Here is a 14,406-nt window from a genome sequence, read left to right on the forward strand (position 1 = left end):
ATGCCATCGTGTTTGGCCGCATTCAGCGCTTCTGCAAGGTTGTATAAAACATGCGTGTTCTGATCGCCGAACAGGATCATGCCCTTTACGCTCGTCTGTTGCGTGAGAGGGCTCCGGACCTGGAGGTTCTGACCAGTGGTGACTCCGCCGAGCTGGCGCGTCAGGCTGCAGATTGCCCCGTGTGGCTAGGGCAACCTGATCTGTTGGCGAGCCTGTTGCGCCAAGGGCACCAGCCTCAATGGCTGCAGTCGACCTGGGCGGGTATTACACCACTGCTCGCCAATGAACTGCCTCGCCATTACCGCCTGACGCGGGCGGTAGGGATTTTTGGCCAGGTCATGGCTGAGTATGTGCTGACCTACATGCTGGTCCATGAACGTGAGGTGCTGGCCCGGCTGGTCAGCCAGGTAGAACGTAAATGGGATGGTCGCCCCGGACGTACGCTGGAAGGTCGGCGCGTATTGATTGTCGGCACCGGCGACATTGGTCAGCGGGTTGCGGAGTTTCTGTTGCCCTTTGGCGTCAAGCTGTATGGCGTTGCCAGCCAGGCGCGTGAGCAGGCACCGTTTATCGAGGTGGCGGGATTGAATGACCTCGGCCGGCTGGTTGGCGAGGCTGACTATGTGATCAACCTGTTGCCAGATACGCCGGCTACCCATGATCTCTACAACGCAGCATTGTTTGCCCGGTTCAATCCGTATGCATTGTTCATCAATGCCGGGCGTGGTGTGGCCGTGGTGGATGCCGATCTGGTCAAGGCGTTGGAGAAGGGGCATTTGGCGGGCGCGGTCATCGACGTTTGTCGCCAGGAGCCTCTGCCGCAGCGCCACCCGTTCTGGACAGCCCTGGGGTTGTTGCTGACGGGACACAGTTCGGCACCGACCTCGCCAGAGGCGATGGTGCAGTTGTTCGTTGAGAACCTGAAGGCTTATCGAGCCGGTGAAGCGCTGCGCGGCGAAGTGGATTTCAACCGCGGCTACTGATGGATCGCGTCCTGCAGGTGTTGGGCCGCACGGTTGCCCAGCACCTGGCAAGCGCCGTGCTTACAGGCTGAAGTCGCCTTCGGCGGCCAACTCGCTCAGCGGGCGGCGTGGGCTGGGGACTTCGCGGGCTTGCAGGCCTTCAGCCAGGCTGGCCTTGTCGCCCAGCTTGCCAATCGCCACGACGGCATGCAGGTCATAGCCTTCAGGGATCTTGAGCTCTTTGCGGGTCAGGGCCTGGTCGAAACCGGCCATGCCATGGGTGTACCAGCCGCTCAAGCTGGCTTGCAGGGCCAGGTGGCCCCAGGCCGAGCCGGTGTCGAAGGTATGCCACAGTGCCGGGGTTTCTTCGCTGGCGCCAGGGGCGGTGAAGGTGGTCTTGGAGGCAATAATCACCAAGGCCGACGCGTGTTGTGCCCAGCTGCGGTTGAATTCGTTGAGCAGGCCCAGGTAGCGCTCCCAGTTTGGCGTGTCACGGCGCGCGTAAAGGAACCGCCAGGGTTGTGAGTTGTAGGCCGACGGCGCCCAGCGGGCTGCTTCAAGGAAGCTCAGCAGGGTTTCTTCGCTGATCGGCTCGGCAGTGAAGGCGCGAGGCGACCAGCGCTGGATGAACTGATCGTTGATGGCATAGTCGGCAACACGGGGATTGGCGCTCATGGAGGCGTTCCTGACGGGATTGAGAAATGACAAGTGGGCTCAAACTACTGTGCCGAGTCAGCGCTGACAAGCGGTCTGGCAATGAGTGATGACACGACCTAGACTGGCGCCGCCGCGCCGCTGCACATGAATTGAAACAGGAACCTGACACGATGGCTGTTAACGCCGCCCCCTTCTGGATGCGCAAAACCCTCGAGCAACTTGACCGCCAGGAGTGGGAGTCGCTGTGCGATGGGTGTGGTCTGTGTTGCCTGCAAAAGCTCGAAGATGAAGACGACAACAGCGTCTACTACACGCGTATTGCGTGCAAACTGCTGGACCTGAAGAGCTGCCAGTGCCGCGACTACCCGAATCGCTTTGAGCAGGTGCCTGACTGCATCCAACTCACGCCGGGAACGGCCGACCAGTTCAAATGGCTACCGCCAACCTGTGCGTATCGCCTGGTCAGCGAGGGGCAGGACTTGCCGCAGTGGCACTACCTGGTGTGTGGTGATCGCGAGCAGGTGCATAAACAGCGTATTTCCCAGTCCGGCCGAATGCTCAGTGAGACGACGGTGGCTGAGGATGATTGGGAAGACTATCTGATCTTTCGCGCCAGTTGAGGCGTACAAGCGCGCTGGGGCGCGGCATGGTGTCGTTGCAAGGAGTCGTTATGCGTGTGCGTTACCTTTGGGTGCTGGCCCTGCTGCTGTCGAGTGCGCCCGCCTGGGCCAAGAAAGTCGATCTGGATTATCACGTCCAATTATTGCCGCAGACGGGTCTGGCGCTGGTCAGCCTGACCCTGGCCGATGGGGCCGTAGTGCGAAGCCTGGATTTCGATCTGGGTACCCTGGGCAACTACAGCGAATTCAAGGGTGAAGGCCAGTGGCAACTCAAGGATAACGGTCGGCGTGGCCTGTGGCAGCCGGCGGCGGGCAAGTCCAGCCTGACCTACAAGGTGCAGTTGGATCACCGGCTCAAGGGCGGCATGTACGACAGTCGAATCACCCCGAACTGGGCGCTGCTTCGTGGTGATGACCTGGTACCACCCGCACGTCTGGATCAACAGGACGGTACCGAATTGGTGGCGCGTCTGACCTTTGAACTGCCCAGCGGCTGGAAGAGTGTCGAAACTGCCTGGCCACGCATCGGCAAGAATCGCTTCCGCATCGACCAGGTTTCCAGGTTGTTTGACCGTCCGACAGGGTGGATGCTGGCGGGCAACATCGGTAGCCGTCGCAGCCGACTCGGGGATACCGAGGTCACGGTAGCCGCCCCGAAAGGGCAGGGTATGCGCCGTCTTGACACCCTGACGCTGCTGACGTTCGTATGGCCGCAGTTGCAAGCCGTGTTTCCGCGCAATCCGCCCAAACTGCTGATCGTCGGTGGCCATGATCAACTCTGGCGCGGTACGCGCGCTGCAAACAACTCGATCTACACTCACAGCAGCCGGCCGTTGGTGAGCGAGAGCGGCAGCAGCCCCTTGTTGCGTGAGCTGGTGCGGGCCTTCGCCGGGGTCAAAGACATCCAGCACAGTGACTGGATAGGTGAGGGGCTGGCCGAGTACTACAGCATTGAATTGCTGCGCCGCTCCGGTGGGCTGGCCGATGACCGTTATCAAGTGCTGCAGGACAGCCTGACCAAGGCCTCAGCCAAGGTCACCAGCCTGCGTGGTGCCCAGGTCGATGGGCCGACCATTGCACGCGCCGTGCTGCTGTTGCAGGCACTGGACCGGGAAATCCGTTTGCAGACCCACAACCAGCGCTCATTGGATGACGTGAGCCGGGCCATGATGCGCCTGAACAGCGTCAGCACCCAGGAGTTCGTTCAGCTCAGCGAGAGTGTGCTGGGTGGTTCGTCGAAGGTGCTGCAAACCAAATTGCTGGACTAGTCGTTACTTGAATTTTGGCCCGGACCGGGTGTTGTTGCCTTTGGCCATGCGGTCGTAGAGCACCACGTTCACAGTGGCTGCCAGGTTCATGCAGCCCTCGGTCGGTATGTAGATGGTTTCTTCGCACCAGTCGCGCACGCTTTGGTCGAGGGAGCCGTCTTCAGGGCCGAAAATGTAGATGGCCCGATCCGGGTGGGTGTAGGTCGGCAGCGGGCGGGCGCCCTCGACCAACTCCACCGCAACGGGCGTGCAGCCCAAGGGAATGATTTTCTGCAGATCGTCGATGCCGATCAGTGGGATGTCGTAATGTACGCGCTTGGTATCGGTGACGAAGTCGCGGGCGCGTTCATAGCGTTTGCCCGTGTAAAACACCGAGTTGACGCCATAGCAGCCTGCCGCGCGCATGACTGAGCCGACGTTTTCTGCAGATTTGGGGTTGAACAGTCCTATGCAGCTGTACCGTTTGTTCGCCACGTGCCGGGGCCCTTGAGAAAAAACACGATTATACGGGCTTGCCGGCACAGGCGGGGACGATCAGTCTTTTTTCAGCAGGCTCGCCAGCCCGGCGAACGGGTTATGGGTTGCCTTGGCGATCGTCGGGCTGCTGGTCGACCCTTCGCTGAAGTACTGCTGGTCGGTATAGCGTGCGTGTTCGTTGTCGTGGCAGAACAGGCACAGCAGCTCCCAGTTCGAGCCGTCCTGGGGGTTGTTATCGTGGTTGTGGTCGCGGTGATGCACGGTCAGCTCGCTCAGGCGCTTGCCGGAGAACTCACGGGCACAGCGTCCACAGACATGCGGGTACATCTTCAGGGCCTTGTCGCGATAGCCCATTTCACGGTCGCGTTTGGCATCGGCGAGGATGCGGTCCAGACGTGCGGTGGCGGAGGAGGGTGTTGCCGAGCTCATGGAGGTACCTTTTTATCGGGCTTGTTACGGTTATGCCCTTGAGTTTAGCTGTTTGCCAAGGGAATCGGGCAGGCGCATTTGCTGTCTTAGGCGTAGCCTTTAGACAAACGGCCCGAAGGAGCACTGGTATGCGCTATCTGATTGCAGCAGTAATGGTCCTGACTACCCTGGGGGCTGCTTCAGCCCAGGACCTGCAACCACGGCCTATCGCGCCCGTTCCGGGAGCGCCGGGAACGCCAACGCCGACCCCATACCCGCAGGTGGCACCACCAAGTATCCCCAAGGCTGGCGATAGCCGCAGCGGTTCGCCGTTGTTGCCACCGATGCCGCTGCCGAACCCGCCGAAAGATCAGCCACTACCGGGGCTGACCCCCGCGCCAGACGTCGACAAGCCGACCAAGGACTAGGTCGATGGGCGGCTTTGCTCAGGCGTGGTGCGGCAGTCAAAAACGGCGTTACGCCAGGCCCAGCACCTTGAAGACAAAACCGTACTCCAGCGCTACATCGCGCAGCCCTTGGTAGCGACCGCTCATACCGCCATGGCCTGCGCCCAGGTCGGTCTTGAGCAGCAGCAGGTTGTCGTCGGTCTTGGTTGCCCGCAGCTTCGCCACCCATTTGGCGGCTTCCCAATACTGCACGCGGCTGTCGTTGTAGCCTGCAATCACCAGCAGTGCGGGGTACGCCTGAGCCTTGACGTTCTCATACGGTGCGTAGGCCTTGATCCGCTCATGGACGGCTGGCTCTTCAGGGTTGCCCCACTCGTCGTACTCGGTAACGGTCAATGGCAGATCCGGGTCGAGCATGGTGTTGAGTACGTCGACGAAAGGCACCTCGGCGATGGCCGCCTTGAACAGTTCCGGGCGCTGGTTGAGTACCGCCCCGATCAGCAGGCCGCCAGCACTGCCACCACTGATGACCAACTGCTCGGCCTGGGTGACGTTGCTGGCAATCAAGTGCTCGGCACAGGCGATGAAATCGCTGAACGTATTGCCTTTGTGCTCCTGCTTGCCTGCACGGTACCAGGCTTCGCCCAACTCGCCGCCGCCACGTACATGGGCGATGGCAAAGGCCACGCCGCGTTCAAGCAGGCTCAGGCGAGCGTGAGAGAACCAGGGGTCGAGGCTTTCGCCGTAGGCGCCGTAACCATACAGGTACAGCGGAACGGGCTTGCCGACGTCCTGGCGACGTTGAACCAGGCTGATCGGCACGCGTGTACCGTCGGCGGCGGTAGCCCACAGGCGCTGGCTGACATAGTCGTCAGCATCGAACGGGCCCAGTACGGGGGTCTGCTTGAGGACCTGTTGCGCACCGTTTGCCAGCTCCAGCTGCCTGACCTGTGCCGGGCGATTGAGTGCCTCGTAGCGCAGGCGGACTCGTGTGCTGGTGAACTCCAGGCTGTCCTGCACGTAGAGGCTGTAGGCGGCATCGGGCAGTTCGACGCGGTAGGCAGCACGACCTTGAGGCTGCACTTCGATGATCGGCAGGCCGCCTTCACGCAGGCTCAGGGTCAGGGCGCTGGCATTAAGGCTGAAACCTTCGAGCATCACCTGCTCGCGATGGGGTACCAGCACCTGCCACTGGTCGCGTGTCGGGATGCTGTCGGCCACTGCGTGGAACAGCGCAAAATTGATGCCGTGCTGGTTGCTGCGGATAAACCAATGCCATTCACCGTCAAGTTGGCCGTGGTCAGGGTAGTACTCATGGTCTTCGACGCGTGGCGCCAGGCACGTGAAGTTCGCTTGCGGGTGATCGGCATCCAGCACCCAGGCTTCGCTGGTGGTCTTGCTGTTGAGCAGCAGGACCAGTTGACGTTCGGAGCTTGAACGGTAGCAGGTCAGGAAGAAACGTCCGTCAGCCTCCTCGAACACCGTTTCGGCCTGAGTGCTGCCCAGGCGATGACGCAGCAGCTTGTAGGGGCGGTGGGTGTCGTCCAGTTCGGCAAAGAACAGTGTCTGGCTGTCGTTGGCCCAGGTCATGCTGCCGTCGCAGTCGTCGAACGGCAGTGCCTGGACGGCGCCGTTGCTCAGTTCTTTGACGTACAGGGTGTAAACCTCGTCGCCGCTGGTATCCAGGCTGTAGGCCAGGCGCTGGTGGTCGGGGCTGACATTGAACGCGCCCAGCGACAGGAAGCCGCCATTGGCCAGGCTGTTGGGGTCGAGTAGCAGTTCTTCGCGGCTTTCGTCTACGGTCGGCGAGTCGTCAGCCGGGCGTGGGCAGCGGTAGTGGCGGGGGTACTCGTCGCCGGCGGTGGTGCGGGTGTAGTAAAGGTACGGTCCCCATGGCGAGGCCAGCGACAGATCGGTTTCCTTGATCCGGCCCTTGATCTCCTGGAACAGCTGTTCGCGCAGCTCGGCCTGGTCAGCGAGCTGCGCCTGTTGATAGGCATTCTCGGCTTCCAGATAGGCCATGACCTCAGGCGTGTCACGTTCCTGCAGCCAGGCATAAGGGTCGCTGCCGGCAGCTTTATGGGCCACGGGGGCGTTGGAAACGGGGGAAACGGTGGGCATTGGAAGTTCTCTTGGCAGATCGGCGGCGAGGCCGTCTCAGACAGGGGGCGCCGGCACGCGGAAAAATCGTTATCATAAGCGTCTATTTGCCTAGCTTGCCACGGACGTCATGACCGAGAACGATTATCTGCTCGCCTGGGGCCTTTATGCCTTCGCAGCCTTGGGCTGCCTGTTGGTTTGGTTTCGCCTGACTCGCTGGATGTGGCGCTGGCTGCGCGAGCCACTGCGGGTGGCCGTCGCGGTGTTGCTGTTCACCCCGACCATTGTCGATCCTGGCCGTGACCTGTTCGCACCGGCCATTGCCATCAGTGCCCTGGACCTGGCCTTCAAGGTGGGTAGTAATGTGCTGCGCGCCGCGTCTGACCTGGCCATGTACGGCATGTTTGCCTTTGTCGCCTATCTGCTGTTCGTACTGGTGCGCTGGCCGCTGGAGCGCAACGCCCGTGCTCGCCGTGAAGCTGCCGAAGCGGCTGCCCAGCAGCGTGCCAACGCGCTTGAAGAGCAGGACCAACCGTTCACCAGCTCCGACCCTGGCCGCTACCGCAACGAGCCACCAGCCAGCAGTGGTTCGCTACGGGTTGAACCACGCCTCTAACGCCTGCCTCAGAAGCGAGAACCGAGCATGTGTGAATTGTTGGGCATGAGCGCCAATGTGCCGACTGATATCGTTTTCAGCTTCACAGGGCTTATGCAGCGCGGTGGCCGCACTGGCCCTCACCGCGATGGCTGGGGTATCGGTTTTTACGAGGGCCGCGGCCTGCGACTGTTTCAGGACCCAGCGGCAAGTTGTGAGTCGGAAGTGGCCAACCTCGTACAGCGCTACCCGATCAAGAGTGAAGTGGTCATCGGGCATATTCGCCAGGCCAACGTCGGCAAGGTTTGCCTGTCCAATACCCACCCGTTCGTTCGTGAGCTGTGGGGGCGCAACTGGTGCTTTGCCCACAACGGCCAGTTGGCGGGCTTCCAGGCCTTGAGGACCTTCTACCGTCCGGTGGGTGATACCGACAGCGAGGCGGCGTTTTGCGACCTGCTTAACCGCGTGCGCGAGGCGTTCCCGGAGCCGGTCGATGTCGAGCAACTGCTGCCGGTGCTGGTTGCTGCGTGCGATGAGTATCGCAGCAAGGGCGTGTTCAATGGCCTGCTCAGCGATGGTGACTGGCTGTTCTGCTATTGCTCGACCAAACTGGTGCATATCACCCGGCGCGCGCCTTTCGGCCCGGCCCGTTTGAAAGATGTCGACATGATCGTCGACTTTCAGGCTGAAACAACACCCAATGACGTTGTCACGGTCATCGCCACCGAAGCGCTGACCGAGAACGAAACCTGGCACCGTTATGAGCCCGGGCAGTGGGGGCTTTGGCGGCGCGGGGAATGTATCGCTCAAGGCCGGACGGAATAAGGATCATCATGCTCAGGAGCTACTTGCGGCTGTTGTTGTTCACCTGCGGTTTGCTGTTGGGTGTGCAGGTGCCCGGTTTGATCAATGACTACAGCCAGCGGGTGCAGGCCCATCTGTTGGAGTCGCGTGAAGGGCTAAAGGGCTTTGAGCAGACGGCTCAACGTTTCTTCAACGGCGATCTGCAGGCCTTGGTGCGGCATTACCGGGCCAGTGACGACCCGGTGTTCCGCAGTGATGCAGACAGTATCGATAGCCTGCTCGGCCGCAACCGCCTGCTTGAGGGCGAATGGCAGATCCTGCAGGGGCCGTGGCTGGCCCGTACCTGGCATGTGCTGGTGGCTGCCGATGCTCAGTTACGCGACGAAACACTGAAGGGCTACAGCTATCAGGTCTTGCTGGTTCCCGAGGCGATTGCCTGGGGCCTGGGGTGCGCATTGTTGCCGGCATTGCTGCTGGAGAGCTTACTGTTGTTGATCGGCTGGGTATTGCTGGGCGGGCGGCGCAAGCCGGTGCAGCCGAGCTGGCGTTAAACCAGCACGATGTGCTGCGCTCCGGCATGGCTGGCATAACGCTCGAGCACGTTACGGCACAGGGCGACGACCTCGTCCGTCCATTGCACCCCGGTTTGCCAGGCTACCACCAGTTCAAGGCTTGGCGGTTGTCGCTCAAGGTGCAGTTGGCTGAGTTCGCCCCGTGCCAGTTCTTCGCTGACCAGTGCCGGCGGTAAGGCGCCGATGCCGAACCCGTCGCGCAGCAGGCGTGTGATGGCGGCCACGGAGTTCACGCAGTTCAGCCGAGGCGTACTGACGCCTTCCGCCTGCAACAGGCTCAAGACTTCCTGGTGGGGGCGCGAGTTCTTTGAGAAGGTGACGATGCGCTCACGGGCCAAGTCAGCCAGTGAGGTGTACGCCCGGTTGTAGATCGATTGACTGGCGACGATCCAGCCCATGGGATACCGCGCCAGGTCGAGGCTGCGGATTGAGGCTTCGCGGAGCAGGTCGGTCTGCAGGATGACATCGAGGAAGCCCTTCTGCAGTTGTTCACGCAGGTTGAGTGCCGTATCGGCGACCAGCTCGATTTCGACCTGCGGGTAATGCTCCATCAACTCCGACACCAGGGTACTCATCCAGGTGTGAATGACCGTGTCCATCACCCCCAGGCGTATGCGTCCGACCTTGGCTCGGTCGCTGTCCAGCGATTGCCTCAGGGCCTTGGCGGTGCCCAGCATCTGTTCGGCATATTCCAGCACCTTACTGCCTTCGGGCGTCAGGCTGACGCCGCGTGAGTCACGTAGCAGCAGCCGCACCCCGAGGTCTGCTTCCAGTGCAGCAATACGGCTGGAGATCGAGGCCTGCGTGGTGAAGAGTTTTTCGGCCGTCAGGCGAAAGCTCTTCAGGCGGGCCACCCAGACGAAGGTTTCGAGGAATTTGAGATTCATTGCAGGCTCGCTCAAGCAGGGCAATCAAATTTTTCTTATGCCAGACCGCAGCTTTTTCTCGTTGGACGGGCACCTGCCTGACGTCAAAAAATGTTCGCCAGGCTGCGACACAGAGCGTCGCCTTAAAAACAATACCAACAAGCTGAGGCAAGCATGAACCCATCTGGCGTGCAGCAACAGGTCAAATGCAGTGATGTGGCCGGGCCATTTGCCTGGTACCGCAACATCAACAAGCAAGAGCGTCGAACATTCTGGAGCTGCAAGATCGGCTATGGCCTTGATGGCATGGATACCCAGATGCTCAGCTTCGTGATCCCGACATTGATCGCGCTGTGGGGGATCACCACTGCCGAGGCGGGCCTGATTCATACCTCTACCCTGATCGCGTCAGCGTTGGGCGGCTGGATTGCCGGGATTCTTTCTGACCGTATTGGCCGGGTCCGTACCTTGCAGTTGACGGTGCTCTGGTTTGCGTTCTTCACCTTTCTATGTGGCTTTGCCCAGAACTACGAGCAATTGCTGATCGCTCGGACCTTGATGGGCTTCGGCTTCGGCGGCGAGTGGACTGCTGGGGCGGTGCTGATCGGTGAGGTCATCCGTGCCCAGGATCGGGGCAAGGCCGTAGGCATGGTGCAATCCGGTTGGGCCATTGGTTGGGGGCTGACAGCAATCCTCTACGCTGTGCTGTTCTCGTTGCTGCCAGCCGAAGATGCCTGGCGCGCATTGTTCCTGCTGGGGCTGGTTCCAGCGGTGTTTGTGATTTTCGTTCGTCGCCTGGTCAAGGACCCTGAGGTCTACCGTGCAGCCAAGGCGGTTGAATCAGCAGAAGCACCGTCGCACTTCTACGAAATTTTTGCTCCGGGCATGCGCTCGATTACCTTGCGGGCATCGCTGCTGACCACCGGTGCGCTGGGCGGTTATTACGCCATCACGTCGTGGTTGCCAACGTTCCTCAAGAACGAACGCGGCCTGAGCGTGCTGGGAACGGGTGGCTACCTGGCCATGGTGATTTTTGGCTCTTACGTCGGCTATGTGATCGGCGCGTACCTCACTGATCTGTTGGGGCGTAAAAAGAACTTCATTCTCTTTGCCGTCGGCTCGTTCGTGATCGTGCTGTTGTACACCCAGATTCCGGTCAGTGATGGTGTGATGCTCTGGCTGGGTTTTCCACTGGGTTTCTTCGCTTCAGGTATCTTCAGCGGTATGGGGGCGTTTTTGACCGAACTCTTTCCGACGCGCATTCGTGGTTCGGGGCAGGGGTTCTGTTACAACATCGGTCGGGCGCTGGCGGCATTCTTTCCGTTGCTGATCGGCCTGCTTAGCCAGAAAGTCCCGTTGAGCTTTGGAATTGGTGGTTTTGCCGCCGTGTCGTATGGCGTAGTGATCCTGGCAGCATTGAGCTTGCCAGAAACGCGCGGCAAAGAACTTGAAGCGCGTTAAGGTAGGGGGCAGAAGAGATGGACGAAGGAGCAACGCGTGTGAGCCGCCTGTTACTCAATTGCGACATGGGTGAGAGCTTTGGTAGCTGGACCATGGGCCTGGATGCCGAGGTCATGCCCTTTATCGACTGCGCCAACATCGCTTGTGGCTTTCATGCCGGCGACCCAGGAATCATGCGCAAGACTGTGGCCTTGGCCGTTGCCCATGGCGTGACCATTGGCGCCCACCCGGCGTATCCAGACCTGGTGGGGTTTGGTCGCCGTTCCATGGCCTGTAGCGCCGAGGAAGTTCGCGACCTGCTGCTCTACCAGATGGGGGCGCTGGAGGGGATCTGCCGGGCGCAAGGCACCCGGGTGGCCTACATCAAGCCCCACGGGGCGCTCTACAACGACATGATGGCCGATCCGCGAACGTTGCGCGCGGTGCTGGAGGCCGTCGTTGCCTACGATCAGCAATTGCCCTTGATGCTGATGGCCACTGCCGATGATAGCGAGGCAATGGCGTTGGGCCGCGAGTATGGTGTGACGTTGTGGTTCGAGGCATTTGCGGATCGGGCTTACGACCCAGACGGTCGGTTGGTGTCGCGGCGGTTGCCGGGGGCTGTGCATCATGACCCCGCGCGGATTGTCGAGCAGGCGCTGCGCCTGGCGCGCGGCGAGGCGCTAACGGCCAGTGATGGCAGCCCGGTGCTGCTCAAGGCCCAGACGCTTTGCGTGCATGGCGATAACGACAGCTCGGTGGCGGCTGTACGGCAGATCCGTCAGGCCCTCGATGCGCTGGTGACGTCATGAAGCTGCGGATCGAAGTGGTCGCTGTCGACAGCCTGATGGTGCGGTTGTTCGATGTCATTGATGAAGCCAACATGCCCTGGATGCTGGCGGCACGTCAGCGGTTGCAGGCCGCCTTTGGCGGGCGTCTTGTGGACCTGGTGCCGTCCTACACCACGTTGATGGTGCAGTTCGACCTGCTGCAGATGTCCCCCACTGAGGCGCGCAGCTGCATTGAACAGGCGCTGGCGCATGTGCAGCCTGACCCCGGCAGTGCTGGTCGGCGTCATGAAATACCGGTGTGGTATGACCCCAGTGTCGGTCCGGAACTGACAGTGCTGGCTCAGCGCAGTGGCAAGTCGCCGGCTGAGGTGATTCGATTGCACAGTGAGCGCGAGTATCAGGTGTTCGCGTTGGGCTTTGCGCCGGGTTTTGCCTTTATGGGGTTGGTTGATGAGTGCCTGGCGAGCCCGCGTCTGGCAACCCCGCGCAAGCGCGTGGCAGCCGGCAGCGTGGGGATCGCCGAGCGCCAGACCGCGGCCTACCCGGCCGTATCGCCAGGGGGCTGGAACCTGATCGGGCGTACGCCAAGCGCGCTGTTTGACCGTGATCGTGAGGGCTACAGCCTGTTGCAGCCTGGTGATCGGGTGCGTTTTGTGTCCGTCGATCATGCGACGTTCATGCGCCTGGGTGGTGACGATACGCCATTGGAGGTGCAGGCATGAGCCGACTGATGATTGAGGCCAGTACGCCATTGTGTCTCTTGCAGGATGCCGGGCGTTTTGGTGTGCGCCATTTGGGTGTTACTCAGGGCGGAGCGCTGGATTGGGTGTCGATGCGCTGGGCCAACTGGCTATTGGGTAATGCCTTTGATGCCCCGGTGGTTGAAATCACCTTGGGTGGGTTCAGCCTGATTGCAGAACAGGACGCTTGCCTGGCGCTGGCGGGTGCCGACCTGGATGCACGGCTCGATGGCCAACCGCTGGCGCCATGGCGCAGCTTCACCATGAGAAAAGGCCAGCGCTTGCGCTTCAACCAGCCGTTGTCGGGGGCGCGGGCTTACCTGGCAGCGCCAGCAGGCTTTGTCGCGCCGTTGGTGTTGGGAAGCTGTGCTTGCGTGGTACGTGAAGGGTTGGGTGGCCTGGACGGTTTTGGGGCTTCCTTGGCCGAGGGCGAGTACCTGACCTACACGGGCGTGGCCTCAGGCCCAAGGGAGGTTCCTGTTCAGCAGCGCCCCGACCTGCGCAGCAATGCGCCGCTGGATATGGTGCTGGGCGCACAGATTGGCGACTTCAGTGGCCAGAGCTTGTTCGATGCGTTCAACTCAGCGTGGGCACTTGATCGTCGCGCCGACCGGATGGGTATTCGCTTGCTTGGCCCAGCCTTGCAGTACCAGGGAGAACCGATGATTTCCGAGGGTATTCCCTTGGGCGCGGTGCAGGTACCGCCGGACGGTCAGCCCATTGTGCTGCTCAACGATCGGCAGACCATTGGCGGCTACCCGCGCCTTGGCGCACTGACGCCGTTGGCGTTGGCACGACTGGCGCAGTGCCTGCCTGGAAACGTCGTCACCTTCAGTCCGGTGCTGCAGGTACAGGCATACGAGCAGCAGCTGGCGTTTCTGCGTCAGTTTGAGTGAATGCCCATCGCCAGGCGTGGTTCCGGGCATTGTTCTCTTACTTGGACAGAAACCGCATCCCTTCCTCAAGCCCGCGCAGGGTCAGTGGAAACATACGGTCTTCGATCAACTCGCGGACAATGTTGGTTGAGGCCGTATACCCCCAGGTGTTCTTGGGGTAGGGGTTGATCCAGATGAGCTTCTTGTACTTCTCCATGAAGCGTTGCATCCAGACGTAGCCCGCCTCTTCGTTCCAGTGCTCGACGCTGCCACCGGGCTGGGTGATCTCGTAGGGCGCCATGGCCGCATCACCGACGAACACCACTTTGTAGTCGGCACCGTACTTGTGCAGCAGGTCCATGGTGGAGGTGCGCTCGGAGGTGCGACGCAGGTTGTTCTTCCACACCGATTCGTAGATGAAATTGTGGAAGTAGTAATACTCAAGGTGCTTGAACTCGGTCTTGCAGGCCGAGAACAGTTCCTCGCAGATCTTCACGTGGGCGTCCATGGAGCCGCCGATATCGAACAGCAACAGCAGTTTTACGCTGTTGCGTCGTTCTGGGCGCATCTGGATATTCAGCAAGCCGGCATCACGGGCGGTATGGTCGATGGTGCCGTCGATGTCCAGTTCGTCGGCCGCCCCCTGGCGGGCGAACTTGCGCAGCCGGCGCAGGGCCAGCTTGATATTGCGCGTGCCCAGTTCGACCTGGTCGTCGAGGTTACGGTATTCGCGTTGGTCCCAGACCTTGACCGCTTTGCCCTGACGTTTGCCGGCATCGCCGATGCGGATGCCTTCGGGGTTGAAACCGCCGGAGCCGAAGGGG

General features: G+C 61.1%; 17 protein-coding genes. 11 read left to right on the top strand and 6 right to left on the bottom strand.

All coding sequences use genetic code 11. The features are described from left to right. Positions 1 to 50: 50 nt before the first annotated feature. Entirely contained in the window at positions 51 to 983 is a 933-nt protein-coding gene (locus tag EKA13_RS10140) for a D-2-hydroxyacid dehydrogenase (protein WP_065759254.1), read from the top strand. Positions 984 to 1,043: 60 nt separating this feature from the next. Here the strand turns inward: EKA13_RS10140 and EKA13_RS10145 are convergent, their stop codons facing one another. Further along, a complete protein-coding gene (locus tag EKA13_RS10145) occupies positions 1,044 to 1,637 on the bottom strand; it encodes a nitroreductase family protein (RefSeq protein WP_065759255.1) in 594 nt (197 codons plus the stop codon). Positions 1,638 to 1,789: 152 nt separating this feature from the next. Here EKA13_RS10145 and EKA13_RS10150 point away from each other — a divergent pair, with 152 nt between their 5' ends. Beyond that, positions 1,790 to 2,239 (top strand): YcgN family cysteine cluster protein, encoded by a 450-nt coding sequence (locus tag EKA13_RS10150; protein WP_065759256.1) that lies wholly within the window; start codon positions 1,790 to 1,792, stop codon positions 2,237 to 2,239. Between the two features lie 50 nt (positions 2,240 to 2,289). After that, positions 2,290 to 3,507 carry a hypothetical protein gene (locus EKA13_RS10155; protein WP_065759257.1) on the top strand — a complete coding sequence of 406 codons (1,218 nt, stop codon included), beginning with the start codon at positions 2,290 to 2,292 and terminating at the stop codon, positions 3,505 to 3,507. A gap of 3 nt (positions 3,508 to 3,510) precedes the next feature. Here EKA13_RS10155 and EKA13_RS10160 read toward each other — a convergent pair whose 3' ends face one another. Continuing rightward, positions 3,511 to 3,981 (bottom strand): RNA methyltransferase, encoded by a 471-nt coding sequence (locus EKA13_RS10160; protein ID WP_065759258.1) that lies wholly within the window; start codon positions 3,979 to 3,981, stop codon positions 3,511 to 3,513. A 60-nt stretch (positions 3,982 to 4,041) separates the two neighbouring features. After that, positions 4,042 to 4,413: a YajD family HNH nuclease gene (locus EKA13_RS10165; RefSeq protein WP_065759259.1), complete on the bottom strand. Its 372-nt coding sequence runs from the start codon at positions 4,411 to 4,413 to the stop codon at positions 4,042 to 4,044. 128 nt (positions 4,414 to 4,541) lie between these two features. On the opposite strand from EKA13_RS10165, the gene EKA13_RS10170 reads away from it, so the two are divergent. Further along, complete coding sequence (locus tag EKA13_RS10170; RefSeq protein WP_065759260.1) at positions 4,542 to 4,820, top strand: hypothetical protein; 279 nt, start codon at positions 4,542 to 4,544, stop codon at positions 4,818 to 4,820. Between the two features lie 48 nt (positions 4,821 to 4,868). Here the strand turns inward: EKA13_RS10170 and EKA13_RS10175 are convergent, their stop codons facing one another. Next, entirely contained in the window at positions 4,869 to 6,920 is a 2,052-nt protein-coding gene (locus EKA13_RS10175; protein WP_065759261.1) for a S9 family peptidase, read from the bottom strand. Between the two features lie 109 nt (positions 6,921 to 7,029). Between EKA13_RS10175 and EKA13_RS10180 the strand changes: the two genes are divergently transcribed. From EKA13_RS10180 to EKA13_RS10190, 3 genes are read left to right on the top strand one after another with little or no spacing between them, the layout of a single operon-like run. After that, entirely contained in the window at positions 7,030 to 7,515 is a 486-nt protein-coding gene (locus EKA13_RS10180) for an MFS transporter (RefSeq protein WP_065759262.1), read from the top strand. Between the two features lie 27 nt (positions 7,516 to 7,542). Further along, entirely contained in the window at positions 7,543 to 8,319 is a 777-nt protein-coding gene (locus tag EKA13_RS10185) for a class II glutamine amidotransferase (RefSeq protein ID WP_065759263.1), read from the top strand. Between the two features lie 8 nt (positions 8,320 to 8,327). Next, complete coding sequence (locus tag EKA13_RS10190) at positions 8,328 to 8,849, top strand: DUF2937 family protein (protein ID WP_065759264.1); 522 nt, start codon at positions 8,328 to 8,330, stop codon at positions 8,847 to 8,849. On the opposite strand, the gene EKA13_RS10195 is transcribed toward EKA13_RS10190, so the two are convergent. After that, positions 8,846 to 9,757, bottom strand: a complete 912-nt coding sequence (locus tag EKA13_RS10195; protein WP_065759265.1) for a LysR family transcriptional regulator — start codon at positions 9,755 to 9,757, stop codon at positions 8,846 to 8,848. The two genes, EKA13_RS10190 and EKA13_RS10195, sit on opposite strands and share 4 nt — an antisense overlap. 153 nt (positions 9,758 to 9,910) lie before the next feature. Here EKA13_RS10195 and EKA13_RS10200 point away from each other — a divergent pair, with 153 nt between their 5' ends. Genes EKA13_RS10200 through EKA13_RS10215 form a run of 4 tightly spaced genes read left to right on the top strand, consistent with a single transcriptional unit; the run spans position 9,911 to position 13,603 of the window. Further along, positions 9,911 to 11,197: an MFS transporter gene (locus EKA13_RS10200; RefSeq protein WP_065759266.1), complete on the top strand. Its 1,287-nt coding sequence runs from the start codon at positions 9,911 to 9,913 to the stop codon at positions 11,195 to 11,197. 17 nt (positions 11,198 to 11,214) lie between these two features. Continuing rightward, the gene (locus EKA13_RS10205) at positions 11,215 to 11,988 is read left to right on the top strand and encodes a 5-oxoprolinase subunit PxpA (RefSeq protein WP_065759267.1); all 774 of its coding nucleotides are present in this window, start codon (positions 11,215 to 11,217) and stop codon (positions 11,986 to 11,988) included. Beyond that, positions 11,985 to 12,689, top strand: coding sequence for a 5-oxoprolinase subunit PxpB (gene pxpB, locus EKA13_RS10210; protein ID WP_065759268.1), 705 nt, complete (start codon positions 11,985 to 11,987; stop codon positions 12,687 to 12,689). The genes EKA13_RS10205 and pxpB overlap by 4 nt, the downstream gene beginning before the upstream one ends. Next, positions 12,686 to 13,603, top strand: a complete 918-nt coding sequence (locus EKA13_RS10215) for a 5-oxoprolinase subunit C family protein (RefSeq protein ID WP_065759269.1) — start codon at positions 12,686 to 12,688, stop codon at positions 13,601 to 13,603. The genes pxpB and EKA13_RS10215 overlap by 4 nt, the downstream gene beginning before the upstream one ends. Positions 13,604 to 13,640: 37 nt before the next feature. Here the strand turns inward: EKA13_RS10215 and EKA13_RS10220 are convergent. Beyond that, the coding region (locus tag EKA13_RS10220; protein ID WP_125862924.1) for a vWA domain-containing protein at positions 13,641 to 14,406 on the bottom strand (766 nt) is incomplete at its 5' end.

The sequence above is a fragment of the Pseudomonas defluvii genome (genome assembly GCF_001695625.1).
GTDB classification, from domain to species: Bacteria; Pseudomonadota; Gammaproteobacteria; order Pseudomonadales; family Pseudomonadaceae; genus Aquipseudomonas; species Aquipseudomonas defluvii.

Coding starts and splice junctions, on each gene's coding strand:
- EKA13_RS10195 (WP_065759265.1), bottom strand. CDS start 9,757: ATGAATCTCAAATTCCTCGAAACCTTCGTCTGGGTGGCCCGCCTGAAG.
- EKA13_RS10170 (WP_065759260.1), top strand. CDS start 4,542: ATGCGCTATCTGATTGCAGCAGTAATGGTCCTGACTACCCTGGGGGCT.
- EKA13_RS10155 (WP_065759257.1), top strand. CDS start 2,290: ATGCGTGTGCGTTACCTTTGGGTGCTGGCCCTGCTGCTGTCGAGTGCG.
- EKA13_RS10145 (WP_065759255.1), bottom strand. CDS start 1,637: ATGAGCGCCAATCCCCGTGTTGCCGACTATGCCATCAACGATCAGTTC.
- EKA13_RS10175 (WP_065759261.1), bottom strand. CDS start 6,920: ATGCCCACCGTTTCCCCCGTTTCCAACGCCCCCGTGGCCCATAAAGCT.
- EKA13_RS10150 (WP_065759256.1), top strand. CDS start 1,790: ATGGCTGTTAACGCCGCCCCCTTCTGGATGCGCAAAACCCTCGAGCAA.
- EKA13_RS10205 (WP_065759267.1), top strand. CDS start 11,215: ATGGACGAAGGAGCAACGCGTGTGAGCCGCCTGTTACTCAATTGCGAC.
- EKA13_RS10215 (WP_065759269.1), top strand. CDS start 12,686: ATGAGCCGACTGATGATTGAGGCCAGTACGCCATTGTGTCTCTTGCAG.
- EKA13_RS10165 (WP_065759259.1), bottom strand. CDS start 4,413: ATGAGCTCGGCAACACCCTCCTCCGCCACCGCACGTCTGGACCGCATC.
- pxpB (WP_065759268.1), top strand. CDS start 11,985: ATGAAGCTGCGGATCGAAGTGGTCGCTGTCGACAGCCTGATGGTGCGG.
- EKA13_RS10190 (WP_065759264.1), top strand. CDS start 8,328: ATGCTCAGGAGCTACTTGCGGCTGTTGTTGTTCACCTGCGGTTTGCTG.
- EKA13_RS10200 (WP_065759266.1), top strand. CDS start 9,911: ATGAACCCATCTGGCGTGCAGCAACAGGTCAAATGCAGTGATGTGGCC.
- EKA13_RS10185 (WP_065759263.1), top strand. CDS start 7,543: ATGTGTGAATTGTTGGGCATGAGCGCCAATGTGCCGACTGATATCGTT.
- EKA13_RS10180 (WP_065759262.1), top strand. CDS start 7,030: ATGACCGAGAACGATTATCTGCTCGCCTGGGGCCTTTATGCCTTCGCA.
- EKA13_RS10140 (WP_065759254.1), top strand. CDS start 51: ATGCGTGTTCTGATCGCCGAACAGGATCATGCCCTTTACGCTCGTCTG.